This window comes from Bradyrhizobium sp. 187, from assembly GCF_023101005.1.
Classification (GTDB): Bacteria; Pseudomonadota; Alphaproteobacteria; order Rhizobiales; family Xanthobacteraceae; genus Bradyrhizobium; species Bradyrhizobium canariense_D.
Map to the genome: position 1 here is coordinate 2,501,915 of NZ_CP064693.1, position 15,730 is coordinate 2,517,644.

Consider the following 15,730-nt stretch of genomic DNA (forward strand, 5'->3'; position numbering starts at 1 on the left):
CTGCATTTTCAACAAAGCTTGAGACCCTCCATGCCCATCGTGAACCGCGTCGCCGACCTTCAACCCGATATTCAGGCCTGGCGCCGGGACATCCACCAGCATCCGGAGCTGCTCTACGACGTCCACCGCACCGCAGCATTCGTCGCGGACCGCCTGCGCGAATTCGGCTGCGATGAGGTCGTGACGGGCATCGGCCAGACCGGCGTGGTCGGCGTGATCAAGGGCAGCAAGCCGGCCGGCGAGGGCCTCAAGGCCATCGGCCTGCGTGCCGACATGGATGCCCTGCCGGTCGAGGAACAGACCAACCTGCCTTACGCTTCGAAGACTCCCGGCAAGATGCACGCCTGCGGCCATGACGGCCACACCGCGATGCTGCTCGGTGCTGCGCGTTATCTCGCCGAGACCCGCAACTTCGCCGGCGATGCGGTGGTGATCTTCCAGCCGGCCGAGGAGGGCGGCGCGGGTGGCTTGGCCATGGTCAAGGACGGCATGATGGAGCGCTTCGGCATCGAGCAGGTCTACGGCATGCACAACGGTCCGGGCATTCCGGTGGGCTCGTTCGCGATCCGGCCGGGTCCGATCATGGCGGCGACCGATGAGGTCGATATCATGATCGAGGGCCTCGGCGGCCATGCCGCGCGGCCGCACAAATGTGTGGATTCCGTTCTGGTCGGTGCACAGGTGATCACGGCGCTGCAGTCGATCGTTGCGCGCAGCGTCGATCCGCTGGAATCGGCCGTGATTTCGATCTGCGAGTTCCACGCAGGCAATGCCCGTAACGTGATTCCACAAACCGCGACACTGAGGGGCACCATCCGCACGCTGTCGCCGGAGGTGCGCAAGCTGGTGGAGAAGCGCGTCCACGAGGTTGTGGCGGGCGTGGCGCAGATCACAGGCGCCAAGATCGATCTGCACTACAAGCGGAATTATCCCGTGGTGAACAATCACGCCGCGGAGACCGAGATCGCACGTCGCATCGCGGGGCAAGTTGCGGGCGAGGCCAATGTGCTCGAGATGTCGCCGCTGATGGGCGGCGAGGATTTCGCCTATATGCTGGAAGCGCGCCCCGGCGCCTTCATCTTCTGCGGCAACGGCGACAGCGCCGGCCTGCATCACCCCGCCTACAATTTCGACGACGACGCCATCGTTTACGGCACATCGTATTGGGTTAAGCTGGTCGAGGAATCGCTCGCGGCATCGTAAGGCCAAGCGCAAGATCAAGCCGAAAGCACAAACGAAAAAGGGCCCGCGCATCGCACGGGCCCTTTGTCTTCGAGTGACTGATCGGCTTCAGAAGATCCGCGAGAAGATCACGTACAGCGTGCCCGACAACAGGATAGCGACGGGCAAGGTCAGCACCCAGGCCATCACCATGTTCCTGATGGTGGCGACCTGGAGACCCGAACCGTTCGCGGCCATGGTGCCGGCGACGCCGGACGACAGCACGTGGGTGGTCGAGACCGGCAGGCCGAACGCGTCGGCGGCGCCGATCGTGGCGGCGGCGACGAGCTCGGCGGAGGCACCCTGCGCGTAGGTGAGATGGGTCTTGCCGATCTTCTCGCCGACGGTGACGACGATGCGCTTCCAGCCGATCATGGTGCCGAGACCGAGCGCGATCGCGACCGCGACCTTCACCCAGGTCGGGATGAACTTGGTCGCGCTGTCTAGCCCGCCTTTGTAGGCGTTCAAGGTCGCGACCTCTTCCTTGCTGAGGTCGTTTTCCTTGTCCTTCATCAGGAATCGGATCGCTTCCGAAGTCAGGTACATGTCGTTGCGGGTGTTGCCGACGACTTCCGCCGGCACCTTGTTCAGCGAACCGTATTTCGCGACCTGCTCGCCGACATCCTTCACCAGCACTGACAGCGAAGGGTAGGTGCCTTCGCTGATGTGATGCGAGGTGACGTACTGCGTCACCGCAGGACGGGGATCGCCGATGATCGCATGGCCGGCGCCCTTGGCCGCAACCACCTTGGAGGCGGCATCCGAGACCTTCGCGAACTGGGCGACCTGCGACTCCGGCAATGCGCGGTTGAGCGCATAGGCTGTGGGCACGGTGCCGATCAGGATCAGCATGATCAGGCCCATGCCCTTCTGGCCGTCGTTCGAACCATGGGCGAAGCTGACGCCGGTGCAGGTCAGGATCAGCAGGCCGCGAATCCACATCGGCGGGGCTTTGTGACCCTCAGGGGCGGCATAGAGCGCCGGGTTCTTGATGATCAGCTTGAGCAGCAGAAGCAGGCCGGCGGCGCAGATGAAGCCGACCAGTGGCGACAACAGAAGCGCATAGCCGATCTCCGTAGCCTTGCCCCAGTCCACGCCCGAGGTGCCGTCGCGGCCGCGCATCAGCGCGTTCGCAACGCCGACTCCGATGATCGAGCCGATCAGCGTGTGCGAGGAGGAGGCCGGCAGGCCGAAATACCAGGTGCCGAGGTTCCAAAGGATCGCGGCGATCAGCAGCGCGAACACCATCGCGAAACCGGCGCTGGAGCCGACCTGCAGGATCAGCTCGACCGGTAGCAGCGAGACGATGCCGAAGGCGACCGCGCCGGACGAGAGCAGCACGCCGAGAAAGTTGAAGAAACCCGACCACATCACCGCGACTTCGGCCGGCAGCGAATGGGTGTAGATCACGGTCGCTACCGCGTTGGCGGTGTCGTGGAAGCCGTTGACGAATTCGAAGCCGAGCGCGATCAGCAGCGCGACAAACAAGAGGATGTAGGGCAGATAGCTCGTGACCCGCGTGCCGGTCGCATCGACATCCGAATAGATGCTGTAGGCCACATAGAGCAGGCCCGCGGCGAGGATGCCGAAGAACAGGATCATCGTCAGCGGATTGAAGCCCTTGTCGAGATTTGGCCGCGAGGCCGGCTGGATCGGCGCGGGATCGGCTACCGCGCGGTCGAATGCAACATCGGTCATGTCTGGAGGCCCCTTAACTTTCTGTAGGGGCTATTGTCCGCGATGGATTTGAAGGCTGGATGACAGGCGAGGCATGAAAGGGGTTTTCCCGCCCGTATTCAGGCGGCGCGCGCGGCTTTCTTCTGCAACCCGGCGACGATCTTCAAATCTTCGACAAAGCGCCGATATTCCAGCACCTTGGCTTCCGGATCGGGCAGCCGCAGCAGATAGGACGGGTGCACCGTCACCAGCGCCTTGTGACCGTCGGGCAGGTCGATGAGCCGGCCGCGGTTCTTTCCGATCGGGGTGATCTTGCCGAACACGCTCTGCGCGGCGGTCGCGCCCATCGCGACGATGAGATCGGGCTGGATGACGGAGACCTCCCGCTCATACCACTGCCGGCAGGCCTTTATCTCCGGCGTATTCGGCTTCTGATGCAGGCGAATCTTGCCGCGCGGCACGAATTTGAAGTGTTTCACCGCGTTGGTGACATAGACCTTCTTGCGGTCGACGCCGGCCTCCTGCAGCGCCTTGTCGAGCATCTGGCCGGCTGGACCGACGAAGGGATGGCCGGCGAGGTCTTCCTTGTCGCCAGGTTGTTCGCCGACCAGCATGATATTGGCGGACTTCGGACCCTCGCCGAACACGGTCTGGGTGGCGTCCTTGTAGAGATGGCAGGCGCGGCAGTGGGCGGCCTCCTCGCGGAGCGCTTCGAGATCGTCGGCAGCGGTCTTGCGTTTCATCGGAGCCTCCGGCCGCTTTTGAGGCTTGTGCGGATCGGTTGGGGCATTGGCGATCATGGCGCCGGTCATGCGCTCGGCGTCCTCAATCAGGGGCTTAATGATCGAAGCCTCGGGCAGGTTCCTCCAATATTTCTTCGGCATCTCGGTCTGCATTGCCTTCACCTTCAGGCGGGCCGGATTGAAGATGCTGGCATAGTAGCGCCGCCAGGTTTCCTCCAGCCGGTCTTCGTTCGGCGCCTCGCTCTTGCCGACGCCTGACGTGAACGAGAGCGCGTGGCCATCCCAATGCGCGCACAAATCCGGCGTCAGGATCGACCAGGGCATATCGGCGAAGCGCTTGGCGAAGAACGGCGCGGCGAGCTCGACGATATGATGCTCCGGCTCGAACCAGGCGACGTAGTGTGCTTCGCGTTCCCTGCCGATCTCGCGGAAGCGCACGAAGGCATGCATCTTGTGCTCGTCGCGGTAGACCGCCTTTGCCATGGCCGTGACTTGCGCGACATCGAGATCGGTCGCGACCTCGATGAGGTCGTGATTGTCGTTCAGCCGAAACAGCAGGCGATAGAGGATCGCGAAACGCTCGGGATCGCGATGCAGGATCGCGGCCTTGGCGAGCTCGACGAATTTTGCTGGCACGTTGAAGGTGCTATCGCCACCGGCCGGCAGCGGAGACGGCGAGGGTGGCGCGAACAGCTCCGCTTCGCCGCCCTGCACGGTCCAGGTGACATCGACCGGTTTCATTTGGTGAAGCACGAGGCTACGCGCGGCTTTGCGCCAGCCGTCGAAATCGGTTTCGTTCTCGAGGGTGATGTACTGCATCAGAAGCCAAATCCCAGTTGTGTGGCCTTCGGCTTGAACCGTTCGATCAGCCGTGCCTCGTCGAGGCGGTGCGGCGCGGGCCGGTGATCGCTCAGCACGATGAACGGCAGCGCTTTGTTCCGGGGCACATGCAGCCGCGCGAGATCGGCGACGCGGATGGTGGTCGTGCGGCGCGCCGCGATGATGCGCTCGACCGCCTTGGTGCCGAAGCCCGGCACGCGCAACAATTCCTCGCGGCTGGCCCGGTTGACGTCGAGCGGGAAGCGGTCGCGGTGGCGCAGCGCCCAGGCGAGTTTTGGATCGATGTCGAGCGGCAGCATCGCACTGTCGTCGACGATCTCGCCGACGTCGAAGCCGTAGAACCGCATCAGCCAGTCGGCCTGGTAGAGTCGGTGCTCGCGCAGCAAGGGCGGCGCGCGCAGAGGCAGCGCGCGGCTGGCATCGGGGATCGGGCTGAACGCGGAATAATAGACGCGCCTCAGCCTGTATGAACTGTAGAGATTGGCGCTGGTGTGGAGGATAGTGTGGTCGGAGGCCGCGTCGGCGCCGACGATCATCTGCGTGCTTTGGCCGGCCGGTGCGAAGCGCTGCGGCTTGGCTTTCGTCTTCGCGCTACGGCTTTCCTCGGCCTCGTCCAGCTTCAGCCGCAGTCGGCCCATTGTGCGGCGGATCGCGCGCACGTCCTTCTCGGGCGCGAATTGCTGCAGGCTCGTCTCCTGCGGCATCTCGATGTTGATAGAGAGACGGTCGGCATATTTGCCGGCCTCGGAGATCAATGTATCGTCGGCCTCGGGGATTGTTTTGAGATGGATGTAGCCACGGAAGTGATGCTCCTCGCGCAGTTTGCGCGCGACGCTTACCACCTGCTCCATGGTGTAGTCGGGGTTGCGGATGATGCCGGAGGAGAGAAACAGTCCTTCGATGTAATTGCGCCGGTAGAAGTCGAGCGTCAGCTTGACGACTTCGTCGATGGTGAAGCGGGCGCGTGGCACGTTGGAAGAGGCCCGGTTGACGCAATAGAGGCAGTCGTAATTGCAGGCGTTGGTCAGCAGCACCTTGAGCAGCGAGATACAGCGACCGTCCGGCGCGTAGGAATGGCAAATGCCCATGCCGGGCGCGGTCGATCCCATGCCCTTGCCGTCGCTGGAATCCCGCCTCTCGGTGCCGCTGGAGGCGCAAGACGCGTCGTACTTGGCGGCGTCGGCCAGGATTTCCAGCTTGCGTTGCACGTCCATATTGGATCCCTTTGATTCAGCTCATGAATCCCAAGGCCCGCCAATTCGATTGACTCCTGGGGCGTCGTTAGCTTTATATTAGAACATATCATGAACAAATGAGCTAGCCGCTGGTTCTCTTTTTGAGAGCCACCGGCAATCACTCCTGAGGAGCGGCGTATATGAGCGGCGCACGAACAAGCGCGCTTGCAGCCTTGCGCGGCCAGATCGAGCGCATCGAGACGGCGGAGGTCGTGCATCATCGCGACCGTGTCGCGCTCGGCCATCGCGAGGCCGACAGCGCGCTAAAGGGCGGGCTCGCACGCGCGGCAATCCACGAGGTATTTTGCGAAGGACGTCAGGGCGCGGCCGCGACCGGCTTTGTCACCGGACTTGCGGGGCGCATGACGGCACGCAAACCGCTGCTGTGGGTGCGGCAGGATTTTTCAGAAATTGAAACCGGTGCGCTGTCGATGAGCGGGCTCACCGAGATCGGTCTCGATCCGCGCCGTATGGTGATGGTGCGCGCCGCCGACGTGGAGAGTGCGTTGCGCACGTCGGCCGATGCGCTCGCCTGCGACGCGCTGGGCGCCGTCGTGCTCGAGCTCTGGGGTGAGACCAGGCAGTTCGATCTTGTGGCGAGCCGCAAGCTGACGCTGGCTGCGCAGTCTTCCGGTGTCACCGGCTTGCTGCTGCGGATGGCCGCACAACCTTTGCCATCGACCGCGGAGACCAGATGGATGCTGCGCGCGGCGCATTCGCCGCCGGGCGCGATGTGGAGCGCCTGGGGCGCGCCGCGCTTCGATGCCGAGCTCTTGCGCAATCGTCATGGCCCGTGCGGCCGGTGGATCATGGAATGGAAATGTGATGAGTGCCAGTTCTCTGAATCGTCGACGTATCCTCAGCCTGTGGCTGCCGCGCCTGCCTATCGACCGGATCCAGCGGTTCTTCGGCAACGTCGGACTGCATAAAAACAATGAGCCCAGCATCGTCGTCGCCAAGGACAGCAACGCGCTGGTGATCCATGCGCTGGACGAGGCCGCCGAGCGCCTCGGGCTGCATATCGGCCAGCCCTTGGCCAATGCCCGGGCGATGTGTCCGGATCTAAAGGTGTTCGATGCCGATGCCGTGGCCGATGCCAAGACGATCGGCGACATCGCCGACTGGTGCGACCGCTTCACGCCGCTGGTGGCGCTCGATCCGCCGCACGGGCTGTTCCTCGACATCACCGGCTGCGCGCATCTGTTCGGCGGCGAGGCTACGCTGTTGCAAACCCTTGTCCGTGCCCTCGATCGCCAGGGCTTTGCCGTCAGCGCGGCGATCGCCGGCACCTCGGTCTGCGCGCGCACGCTGACGCGGCAGGCATCCGGTAGCATCGTTGCCAATGGCGGGGAGGCGGCGGCAATCAGCCGGTTTCCAGTGTCCGCGCTTGGTGCGGGTGAGGCCATCAGCACCGGCCTGCGCCGCGCCGGCCTGAAAACCATCGGCGATGTCGCCTCGCGCACGCCGAGCGAAATCACGGCGCGGTTCGGTGCGCGGTTCTCCACGCTGCTTGCGCACGCGCTGGGACAGGGCGATGCGCCGATCAATCCACGAAAGCCGCTGCCCGATTACATCGTAGAGAAACGCTTTGCCGAGCCGATCGCGACCGACACCATGATCGCGATGACGCTGTCGCGCCTCGCCGACACGCTGATCGCGTCGATGGAGAAGCAGGGCAAGGGCGCGCGACGGTTAGAAGCCACATTCTTCCGTACCGACGGCGCGGTGCGCGCCATCATGGTCGAAACCGGACGTCCCGTGACGCGGAGCGCGGTCGTCGACCGGCTGTTCCGCGAGCGTCTCGATGCACTCGCCGATCCCCTCGATCCCGGCTTCGGCTTCGACATGGTGCGGCTGTCGGCAAGCCGCACCGAGATCGTGGTGCAGGAGCAGCGCGATCTCGACGCCCATGTCCACGACAATGACGAGCTTGCCGCGCTGATCGACCGCATCGCCGCGCGCATCGGCGGAAAGCGCGTCGTCGTGCACCTGCCTGAGGATACCCATATCCCTGAATGTGCGGTGCTGGCGGCGCCTGCCCAGCATCATCTCGCCGTGGCCATGCAGGCCGAATGGCCCGCGCGCACCGAGGGTGAGCCGCCGCTGCGTCCGTTGCGGTTGTTCGACAAGCCTGAGCCGATCAATGTGCCGTTCGCGACCGTGCCCGACGGGCCGCCGCATCAATTCACCTGGCGCCGCGCGCAGCATGCGGTGGTGCGGGTGGAGGGCCCCGAGCGCATCGCCATGGAATGGTGGCGGCAGGACGGCAAGCAACTGACACGGGATTATTTTCGTATCGAGGATGCCGAAGGCCTACGCTTCTGGATCTTTCGCGACGGTCTTTACGAGGGGGAGTGCTTCGACGACGACGGCAAGCCCGCTCCTCCCGGTTGGTATGTGCACGGTCTCTTCGCATGAACACGCCCGCTTATGCCGAGATCGGCATCACCACGAATTTCTCCTTCCTGCGCGGCGGCTCGGATCCGCGCGACTATGTACACCAGGCCAGCATCCTGGGCATTCCCGCGATCGGCATTGCCGATCACAACACGCTCGCCGGTGTGGTGCGTGCCTACAAGGAGCTCGACAATGACAAGGTGCTGCACAAGCCGAAGCTTCTGATCGGCACCCGCATCGTCTTCATCGACGGCACGCCGGATATCCTGGTCTATCCGTGTGACCGCGCCGCCTATGGCCGGCTGTGCCAGCTTCTCACCCGGGGCAAGCGCGGCGACGACATCACGCGGATCGCGAAGGGCGAATGCCATCTCACCTTCGCCGATCTCCTTGCGTTTTCCGAAGGCCAGCTCCTGATCCTGACGCTGCCGCATCGCTTCGATGCGGCGCAAGCGCAGGACATCCTCGCCAAGCTGAAGGCAAGTCGCGCCGAGGGCGTGTGGCTGGCGGCGAGTCTGGTCTATCGCGGCGACGATCGCCGTCGCCTCGCGCAGCTCGATGATCTCGCCGCAAAAGCAAAAGTGCCGCTGCTTGCGAGCAACGAGGTGCTCTATCACCACCCCGCGCGCCGTCCCCTCCAGGACGTTCTGACCTGCATCCGGGAAAAGACCACGATCGAGGCGGTCGGCCGGAAGCTGGAAGCCAATGCCGAGCGATTTCTGAAGACGCCCAGGGAGATGGCGCGGCTGTTCCGCGATTTCCCCGAAGCTATCGCGGAGACCATGCGCTTTGCGGACAAGATCACCTTCTCGCTCGACCAGCTCAAATACCAGTATCCGGATGAGCCGGTGCCACCGGGGAAGACCGCGCAGGGGCATCTGGAGAATCTGACCTGGGCCGGTGTCGACAAATATTTCGGCGGCAAGATCGACGACAAGCTGCGCGCCACCCTGAAGAAAGAACTCGCGCTGATCGCCGATCTGAAATACGCGCATTACTTCCTCACCGTGCACGACATCGTGCATTACGCCCGCAGCCAGAACATTTTGTGCCAGGGGCGGGGATCGGCGGCGAATTCGGCGGTCTGCTACGTGCTCGGCATCACCTCGGTCGACCCGACCAAGGTCGATCTGCTGTTCGAGCGCTTCATCTCCAAGGAGCGGCTGGAGCCGCCCGACATCGACGTCGATTTCGAGCATTCGCGGCGCGAGGAGGTGATGCAATATGTCTATCGCCGTTACGGCCGCCATCGCGCTGCGATCATCGCCACCATCATTCATTATCGCCCGCGCAGCGCCATCCGCGACGTCGGCAAGGCGCTGGGCCTGACCGAGGACGTCACCGCGGCCCTTGCCGACACCGTCTGGGGAAGCTGGGGCAAGGGCCTCAACGACATGCAGGTCAGGCAGGCCGGCCTCGATCCGCAAAATTCAATGATCAACCTCGCAGTCGAGCTCGCGACCGAGCTGATCGAATTCCCCCGTCATCTGTCCCAGCATGTCGGCGGCTATGTGCTCACGCAGGACCGGCTCGACACCTATGTGCCGATCGGCAATGCCGCGATGGACGATCGCACCTTCATCGAATGGGACAAGGACGATGTCGACGCACTCAGCATGATGAAGGTCGACGTGCTCGCGCTGGGCATGCTGACCTGCATCCGCAAGTGCTTTGATCTGATCGAGCAGCACAAGGGCGAACGCTGGATGCTGGCGAGCGTCCCGCAGGATGATTCCAAAGTCTACGACATGCTGTGCGACGGGGAGTCGCTCGGCGTGTTCCAGGTCGAGAGCCGCGCCCAGATGAACATGTTGCCCCGGCTGAAGCCACGGACCTTCTACGATCTCGTCATCGAGGTCGCGATCGTGCGGCCTGGTCCGATCCAGGGCGACATGGTGCATCCTTATCTGCGGCGGCGGAACGGCTTGGAAAAAGTGAACTATCCATCGCCGTCACCGGAGCATGGCGACAAGGACGAGCTTTACAGAGTGCTGCACAAGACCCTCGGCGTGCCCTTGTTCCAGGAGCAGGCGATGCGGATCGCGATCGAGGCCGCGAAGTTCACGGCCGAGGAGGCCAACGGCCTGCGCCGTGCGATGGCAACGTTCCGCAATGTCGGCACCATCGGCAAGTTCGAAGACAAGATGATCGGCAACATGATCGCACGCGGTTATGCGCCTGATTTTGCCAGGAACTGTTTCGAACAGATCAAGGGTTTTGGCAGCTACGGTTTTCCGGAGAGCCATGCCGCAAGCTTCGCGCAGCTTGTCTATATCTCCTCATGGCTGAAGCATTATCACCCTGATGCATTCTGCTGCGGCCTCCTGAACTCGCAGCCGATGGGTTTTTACGCCCCGGCGCAGATCGTCAGCGACGCTCGCAAGAATGGCGTCGAGGTGCGCGATATCGATGTGTCCTACAGTTTTGCGCAGAACACGCTGGAAGAAGGAAGTAGCAAATATTGCGCCGTGCGCCTGGGCTTCCGCCAGATCGACGGTTTTCATTGGCTCGATGAGGATGAGGAAAGGCTGAAAAGAGGCGCGTCCCGGAATGACCGTGTGGAGAGAGCGCCCGACTGGGCCGACCGCATCGTCTCCGCGCGCAACCGCCGGCCCTTCACCTCGCTGGAAGATTTCGCCCGCGACACCGGACTGCCCAAGCGCGCGCTGATCCTGCTTGCCGATGCCGACGCGTTTCGCTCGCTCGGGCTCGATCGCCGCGAGGCGCTGTGGCAGGTGCGGCGCCTGCCCGACGATGTGCCGCTGCCGCTGTTCGAGGTGGCCACCGCACGCGAGCAGCCGGACGAGCACGCCAGGCCGTTGCCGGTGATGCCGCGCGCCGAACAGGTGGTCGCGGACTACCAGACCATTCGCCTTTCGCTCAAAGGCCATCCGATTGAATTTTTGCGGGAGATGTTTACGCGCGAGCGCATCGTCGCCTGCAAGGACATCAATCACGACAACGAGCGGCGCCGTGTCCGCTGTGCCGGCGTCGTGCTGGTACGGCAGCGGCCGGGCAGCGCCAGCGGCGTCGTGTTCATGACACTGGAGGACGAAACCGGCATCGCCAATGTCGTGGTGTGGCCGAAGATCATGGAGCAGTACCGGAAGGAGGTGATGGGCGCACGCCTCATCCTGGTCGAGGGCTACATCCAGAGCAGTCCCGAAAAGGTGACGCATCTGATCGCCCAGCGGATGATCGACCGTTCGCACGATCTGGCCGGCCTTGCCAACGACGCCCTCGGCCGCAAGCATCCGGTGCCGGCAGGCGCCACCGTGGTCGAACCGCTCAACGACGACCCCCGCGCCCACACGGATGCGCCCGCGCAAAAAATCCGTCATCCCCGCAATGTCCGCATCCTGCCGCCGTCGCGGGATTTTCATTGAGGGTGGGGGCCGCGCCCCTCTCGCCCCGTCATTGCGAGCGCAGCGAAGCAATCCAGACTGTCACCGCGGAGAAATACTGGATTTGCTTCGCTACGCTCGCAATGACGAGTTTGTTCTAAAAATTCACCCGGTTCGAGATCGCGCCGTCCACCACCAGATTGGAGCCCGTGGTGAACCCCGACACCGGGCTCGCCAGAAACACCGCTGCGCTCGCGATCTCCTGCGGCGTCGCCATGCGGCCGGTGGGGTTACGCTTCATCGCATCATTGTAGCGCTCGGGCATGTTATGCTCGATCGTATTCCAGACGCCGCCCTTGAAATAGACCGTGCCTGGCGAGACCACGTTGACGCGGATCTTCTTCTTCGCGTACTGCCGTGCCAGCCCCTTGGCCATGTGGATCAACGCAGCCTTGATCGGGCCGTAGGAACTCGCCGTGTCCGCTTGCGCCGCGGAGATCGATGAGATGATCACGAAGGCGGCGTCGCCACCCTTGTCGCCACTAGCCTCGAGGAACGGCCGCGCGGCGTCGAACGCGTGCACGGCGCCGAGCAGGTCGAGTCGAAAATTCTGCTCCCACGACGCGGCATCATGGCCTTGTGCCATTGCGCCCGCGTTAGAGAACAGCATGTCGATGCCGCCAAGCTCCTTTGCAGCATTCTCGATCCAGGATTTCAGTGCCGCGCCGTCCGTGACATCCACCGGACCGCCGGTCGCGCGGATCCCGCTGGCCTTCAACTCCGTAACCGTGGCGGCAACCTGGTCCGCGTTGCGTGCACACACCGCGACATTGCTGCCTTCGCCGGCCAGCGTCGCCGCAATCGCCCGCCCGATGCCGCGCGTCCCGCCAAGTACGATGGCGTTCTTGCCTTTGAGACCGAGATCCATTGGTTGGTTTTCCTTTTTTGTTGGTCGCAGCTAGTGTAGCTGTTTCGAGAGATGCCCAAAAGCCTCCACATCGTCATTGCGAGGAGCTCTTGCGACGAAGCAATCCAGACTGCCACCGCGGAAAGACTCTGGATTGCTTCGCTTCGCTCGCAATGACCGTGTGGAAACAGCGGCCCTCACTCCGGTGCCGCCCCCACCGGCGGGCCGCCGGGCGGGCGGTGCAGGAATGTCAGTGAGACGTAGGCGCCGGCCCAGGAGCCGATCGCCGCGAAAGCCACATAGAAAGCGTTTTCGGTGTAGCTGATCACCGCATAGGAGGAGAGCATGTACCAGACCGCGCTCCAGTTCGCCGCGGGCACGCGCTTGCGCGCGATCACGGCCGAGGTGAACATGACATAGACCGCGTCGGTGGCCGCCGTTGCGATGAACACGGCGCCTGCGGTGAGAGGATCGATGGCGGCCATTGCATGTCCTTGTGTGCTAATGCGATGGTCGCAAACTAAAGGGAGAGAAGGGTCATGCAAAGCCCCACCGAGATTCTCAGCAACATCTGGACCTCCGCTGGCGGTGACGCCGCCGCGCTCGCGCGCGTCCGGCTGACGGGCGAGGAGCCGCAGATCCCGTCCTCATTTCGCGTCGCAATTGCCGGCCAGACAACGATCGCCGCCGCCGGCCTTGCCGCCGCCGAAATCTGGAGATTGCGCAGCGGCGAAGCGCAGGACGTCAGCGTCGACCTGCGCCATGCCGTCGCCGAATGCCGCTCCGAGCGCTACTTGCGCGTCGACGACAAGCCGCCGCCGCCCGCTTGGGACGCCATCGCCGGCGTCTACAGAACCGGCGACAACCGCTTCGTCCGCTGCCACACCAATTTCCCGCATCATCGCGACGCCGTCTGCAAGGTGCTCGGCTGCGAACCCGAGCGCGAGAAGGTGCAGGCCGCATTGATGCAATGGAAGAGCGAGGATTTCGAGACTGCGACCTACGCCGCGGGCGGCGTCGTTGCCCTGATGCGTTCGTACGACGAATGGTCGGCGCTGCCGCAGGCCCGCGCGCTCGCCGAATTGCCGCTGGTCTCGATCGAGAAGATCGGCGAGGCCCCGCCGAAGCCATGGCCGCAACGATTGCCAAAAGGCGATCGCCCGCTCGCAGGCCTGCGCGTGCTCGATCTCTCTCGCGTCATCGCGGGGCCCGTCGCCGGCCGCACGCTCGCCGCGCATGGCGCGGATGTGCTGCTCGTGTCAGGCCCCGAACTGCCGGCCATTCCGTGGCTGACCATCGACACCGGGCGCGGCAAGCTCACCACCTTCATCGAGCTGAAAAGCGAGGCCGGGCGTGCGCAGTTGCGCGAGCTCTTGAGAGACGCCGATATCTTCTCGCAAGGCTATCGCCCGCGCGCGCTTGCCGCTCTCGGCTTCACGCCGGAGGACGCAGCGACAATCAACCCCGGCATCGTCTACCTAACGCTGTCAGCCTATGGCCATGCCGGTCCCTGGGCTGAACGGCGCGGCTTCGATTCGCTGGTGCAGACCACGACCGGGTTCAACCATGCCGAAGGACAGGCTGCCGGCATCGATGGACCGAAGGAATTGCCGGCGCAGATGCTCGACCACGCCACCGGCTATCTGATGGCGTTCGGCGCGATGATGGCCAAGGCCCGCCAGGCCCGCGAAGGCGGCAGCTGGCACGTGCGCGTGTCGCTGGCGCAGACCGGGCGCTGGCTGTGGAATCTCGGACGGCTCGAAAAGGGCCTGAATACCCCGGATATTACGGGCGAGGCCGTACACGCTGCATTCATCGAGAGCATGCCATCTGGCTTTGGCACGTTGAAGGCGGTGCGCCATTCAGCGCTGCTGTCGAAGACGCCTGCGCAATGGAGCCGTCCGGCGATGCCGCTCGGCAGTCATCCGGCAGAGTGGCCGGTGACAAACTGACGTGAAGCTGACGTGTCGCAAATTTTTAACGCAAACCGAAAGGCGGCCGGCGTTTTTTAGGTTGTTTGAAATCACAATTCGGCACTATTAGCGCGACCGATGACGCTGGCATCCGCTGGTATCATCGCAGACATGACCGGGCCCCATGGTAGTTGAAAATACCAAGCGTTTGCAGGTGCTTACAAAACAACGGGTAATTACATCCGTAGTTTTACTAGCTCTTGCCGGTGCCGGGGCCTACGGCTTCCTCTATGCGGGAGCCAAGGAGAAGAGCCACTCCGAGATCTCCAGCCAATCGCGCAGAAATGCGCAGAACTTCACGCCGACGCCGTCCGAATGGGCGACGCTGACGATCGAGCCGGTCAAGGCCAAGACCTTCCGCGCCGAGTATGTCACCGAGGGCAAGGTCGCAGTCGACGAGGACCGTTCGACGCCGGTGTTTTCACCCTATGCAGGCCGGGTGACCAAGCTGCTCGCCAAGCCAGGCGAGGTGCTGAAGCAAGGCCAACCGCTGTTCACGATCGAGGCCGCCGACACCGTGCAGGCCCAGAACGATTTCATTGCGGCGATGAGCTCGCAGAACAAGGCCAAGTCGGCGATCGATCTTGCCGATATCCAGTTCAAGCGCGCCAAGGACCTCTACGAGGGCCATGCCATCCCACTGAAGGACTATCAGCAGGCGGAAGCGACCCAGGTTCAAGCGCTGAACGACATGCGCTCCTCGGCGACAGCGCTGGAAGCCGCGCGCAACAAGCTGCGGATCCTCGGCTTCACCGACGAGACCATCAAGGCGTTCCAGGACAAGGGCGTCATCAATCCGGAAGTCACGATCTATTCGCCAATCGCAGGCACGGTCGTGCAGCGTAAAATTGGCCCCGGCCAGTACGTCAATTCGGGCGCCAGCGATCCGGTCTTCGTCGTCGGCGACCTCTCCACGGTCTGGCTCACCGCCTTCGTGCGCGAGAGCGATGCGGCTGCCGTGTGCATCGGGCAGGACATCACCGTCAACGTGATGGCGCTCCCGGGCCGTCCCTTGACCGCCAAGGTCAACTACGTCGCCGCCGCGATCGATCCGAACACCCGTCGCCTGCTGGTCCGCGCCACCATCGACAACAAGGACGGTCTGCTGAAGCCGGAGATGTTCGCCAACGTAACGATCTATTCGTCCGGCGACCGCGCCGCGCCGGCGGTACCGAAGCAGGCCTTGATCTACGAAGCCGACAAGGTCCGGCTCTGGGTGGCACGCGAGGACAAGTCGGTCGAGCTGCGGGAGATCAAGATCGGTCTCATCAATGGCAATCTCGTCGAGGTCACCAGCAATCTGAAGCCCGGCGAGCAGGTGGTCACCAAAGGCAGCCTGTTCATCGACCGCGCGGCGTCCGGCAGCTGATCGACGGGCCGGGAAAAAAAGACA

11 protein-coding genes are annotated in these 15,730 nt (G+C 63.6%); 6 read left to right on the forward strand and 5 right to left on the reverse strand.

Annotated elements, in window-relative coordinates:
• Positions 1-30 precede the first annotated feature (30 nt).
• Complete coding sequence (locus IVB19_RS11780; RefSeq protein WP_018456909.1) at positions 31-1,203, forward strand: M20 aminoacylase family protein; 1,173 nt, start codon at positions 31-33, stop codon at positions 1,201-1,203.
• 87 nt (positions 1,204-1,290) lie between these two features.
• Here the strand turns inward: IVB19_RS11780 and IVB19_RS11785 are convergent, their stop codons facing one another.
• From IVB19_RS11785 to IVB19_RS11795, 3 genes are all read right to left on the reverse strand, one after another.
• Entirely contained in the window at positions 1,291-2,919 is a 1,629-nt protein-coding gene (locus IVB19_RS11785; RefSeq protein WP_085385867.1) for an inorganic phosphate transporter, read from the reverse strand.
• Between the two features lie 98 nt (positions 2,920-3,017).
• A complete protein-coding gene (locus IVB19_RS11790; protein ID WP_018456907.1) occupies positions 3,018-4,460 on the reverse strand; it encodes a UdgX family uracil-DNA binding protein in 1,443 nt (480 codons plus the stop codon).
• Entirely contained in the window at positions 4,460-5,695 is a 1,236-nt protein-coding gene (locus IVB19_RS11795; RefSeq protein WP_018456906.1) for a putative DNA modification/repair radical SAM protein, read from the reverse strand. Before IVB19_RS11795 ends, IVB19_RS11790 begins: the two co-directional genes overlap by 1 nt.
• Positions 5,696-5,856: 161 nt before the next feature.
• On the opposite strand from IVB19_RS11795, the gene IVB19_RS11800 reads away from it, so the two are divergent.
• From IVB19_RS11800 to IVB19_RS11810, 3 genes are read left to right on the forward strand one after another with little or no spacing between them, the layout of a single operon-like run.
• Positions 5,857-6,645: an ImuA family protein gene (locus tag IVB19_RS11800; RefSeq protein WP_018456905.1), complete on the forward strand. Its 789-nt coding sequence runs from the start codon at positions 5,857-5,859 to the stop codon at positions 6,643-6,645.
• Positions 6,542-8,134: a Y-family DNA polymerase gene (locus IVB19_RS11805; RefSeq protein WP_018456904.1), complete on the forward strand. Its 1,593-nt coding sequence runs from the start codon at positions 6,542-6,544 to the stop codon at positions 8,132-8,134. Before IVB19_RS11800 ends, IVB19_RS11805 begins: the two co-directional genes overlap by 104 nt.
• Positions 8,131-11,499 carry an error-prone DNA polymerase gene (locus tag IVB19_RS11810; protein ID WP_247821426.1) on the forward strand — a complete coding sequence of 1,123 codons (3,369 nt, stop codon included), beginning with the start codon at positions 8,131-8,133 and terminating at the stop codon, positions 11,497-11,499. The genes IVB19_RS11805 and IVB19_RS11810 overlap by 4 nt, the downstream gene beginning before the upstream one ends.
• 115 nt (positions 11,500-11,614) lie before the next feature.
• Here IVB19_RS11810 and IVB19_RS11815 read toward each other — a convergent pair whose 3' ends face one another.
• Together IVB19_RS11815 and IVB19_RS11820 are read right to left on the reverse strand one after the other, a co-directional pair.
• On the reverse strand, positions 11,615-12,385 hold the full coding sequence (locus IVB19_RS11815) for an SDR family NAD(P)-dependent oxidoreductase (RefSeq protein WP_018456902.1): 771 nt from the start codon (positions 12,383-12,385) through the stop codon (positions 11,615-11,617).
• 176 nt (positions 12,386-12,561) lie between these two features.
• The gene (locus tag IVB19_RS11820) at positions 12,562-12,849 is read right to left on the reverse strand and encodes a hypothetical protein (RefSeq protein ID WP_007593600.1); all 288 of its coding nucleotides are present in this window, start codon (positions 12,847-12,849) and stop codon (positions 12,562-12,564) included.
• 54 nt (positions 12,850-12,903) lie between these two features.
• Between IVB19_RS11820 and IVB19_RS11825 the strand changes: the two genes are divergently transcribed.
• Entirely contained in the window at positions 12,904-14,316 is a 1,413-nt protein-coding gene (locus IVB19_RS11825; RefSeq protein ID WP_018456901.1) for a CoA transferase, read from the forward strand.
• Between the two features lie 145 nt (positions 14,317-14,461).
• Positions 14,462-15,706 (forward strand): efflux RND transporter periplasmic adaptor subunit, encoded by a 1,245-nt coding sequence (locus IVB19_RS11830; RefSeq protein ID WP_018456900.1) that lies wholly within the window; start codon positions 14,462-14,464, stop codon positions 15,704-15,706.
• Positions 15,707-15,730: the final 24 nt, after the last annotated feature.

What these genes read in the sequence shown, in the direction of transcription:
- IVB19_RS11780 (WP_018456909.1), top strand. Translation starts at nt 31, where the DNA reads ATGCCCATCGTGAACCGCGTCGCCGACCTTCAACCCGATATTCAGGCC.
- IVB19_RS11785 (WP_085385867.1), bottom strand. Translation starts at nt 2,919, where the DNA reads ATGACCGATGTTGCATTCGACCGCGCGGTAGCCGATCCCGCGCCGATC.
- IVB19_RS11790 (WP_018456907.1), bottom strand. Translation starts at nt 4,460, where the DNA reads ATGCAGTACATCACCCTCGAGAACGAAACCGATTTCGACGGCTGGCGC.
- IVB19_RS11795 (WP_018456906.1), bottom strand. Translation starts at nt 5,695, where the DNA reads ATGGACGTGCAACGCAAGCTGGAAATCCTGGCCGACGCCGCCAAGTAC.
- IVB19_RS11800 (WP_018456905.1), top strand. Translation starts at nt 5,857, where the DNA reads ATGAGCGGCGCACGAACAAGCGCGCTTGCAGCCTTGCGCGGCCAGATC.
- IVB19_RS11805 (WP_018456904.1), top strand. Translation starts at nt 6,542, where the DNA reads ATGAGTGCCAGTTCTCTGAATCGTCGACGTATCCTCAGCCTGTGGCTG.
- IVB19_RS11810 (WP_247821426.1), top strand. Translation starts at nt 8,131, where the DNA reads ATGAACACGCCCGCTTATGCCGAGATCGGCATCACCACGAATTTCTCC.
- IVB19_RS11815 (WP_018456902.1), bottom strand. Translation starts at nt 12,385, where the DNA reads ATGGATCTCGGTCTCAAAGGCAAGAACGCCATCGTACTTGGCGGGACG.
- IVB19_RS11820 (WP_007593600.1), bottom strand. Translation starts at nt 12,849, where the DNA reads ATGGCCGCCATCGATCCTCTCACCGCAGGCGCCGTGTTCATCGCAACG.
- IVB19_RS11825 (WP_018456901.1), top strand. Translation starts at nt 12,904, where the DNA reads ATGCAAAGCCCCACCGAGATTCTCAGCAACATCTGGACCTCCGCTGGC.
- IVB19_RS11830 (WP_018456900.1), top strand. Translation starts at nt 14,462, where the DNA reads ATGGTAGTTGAAAATACCAAGCGTTTGCAGGTGCTTACAAAACAACGG.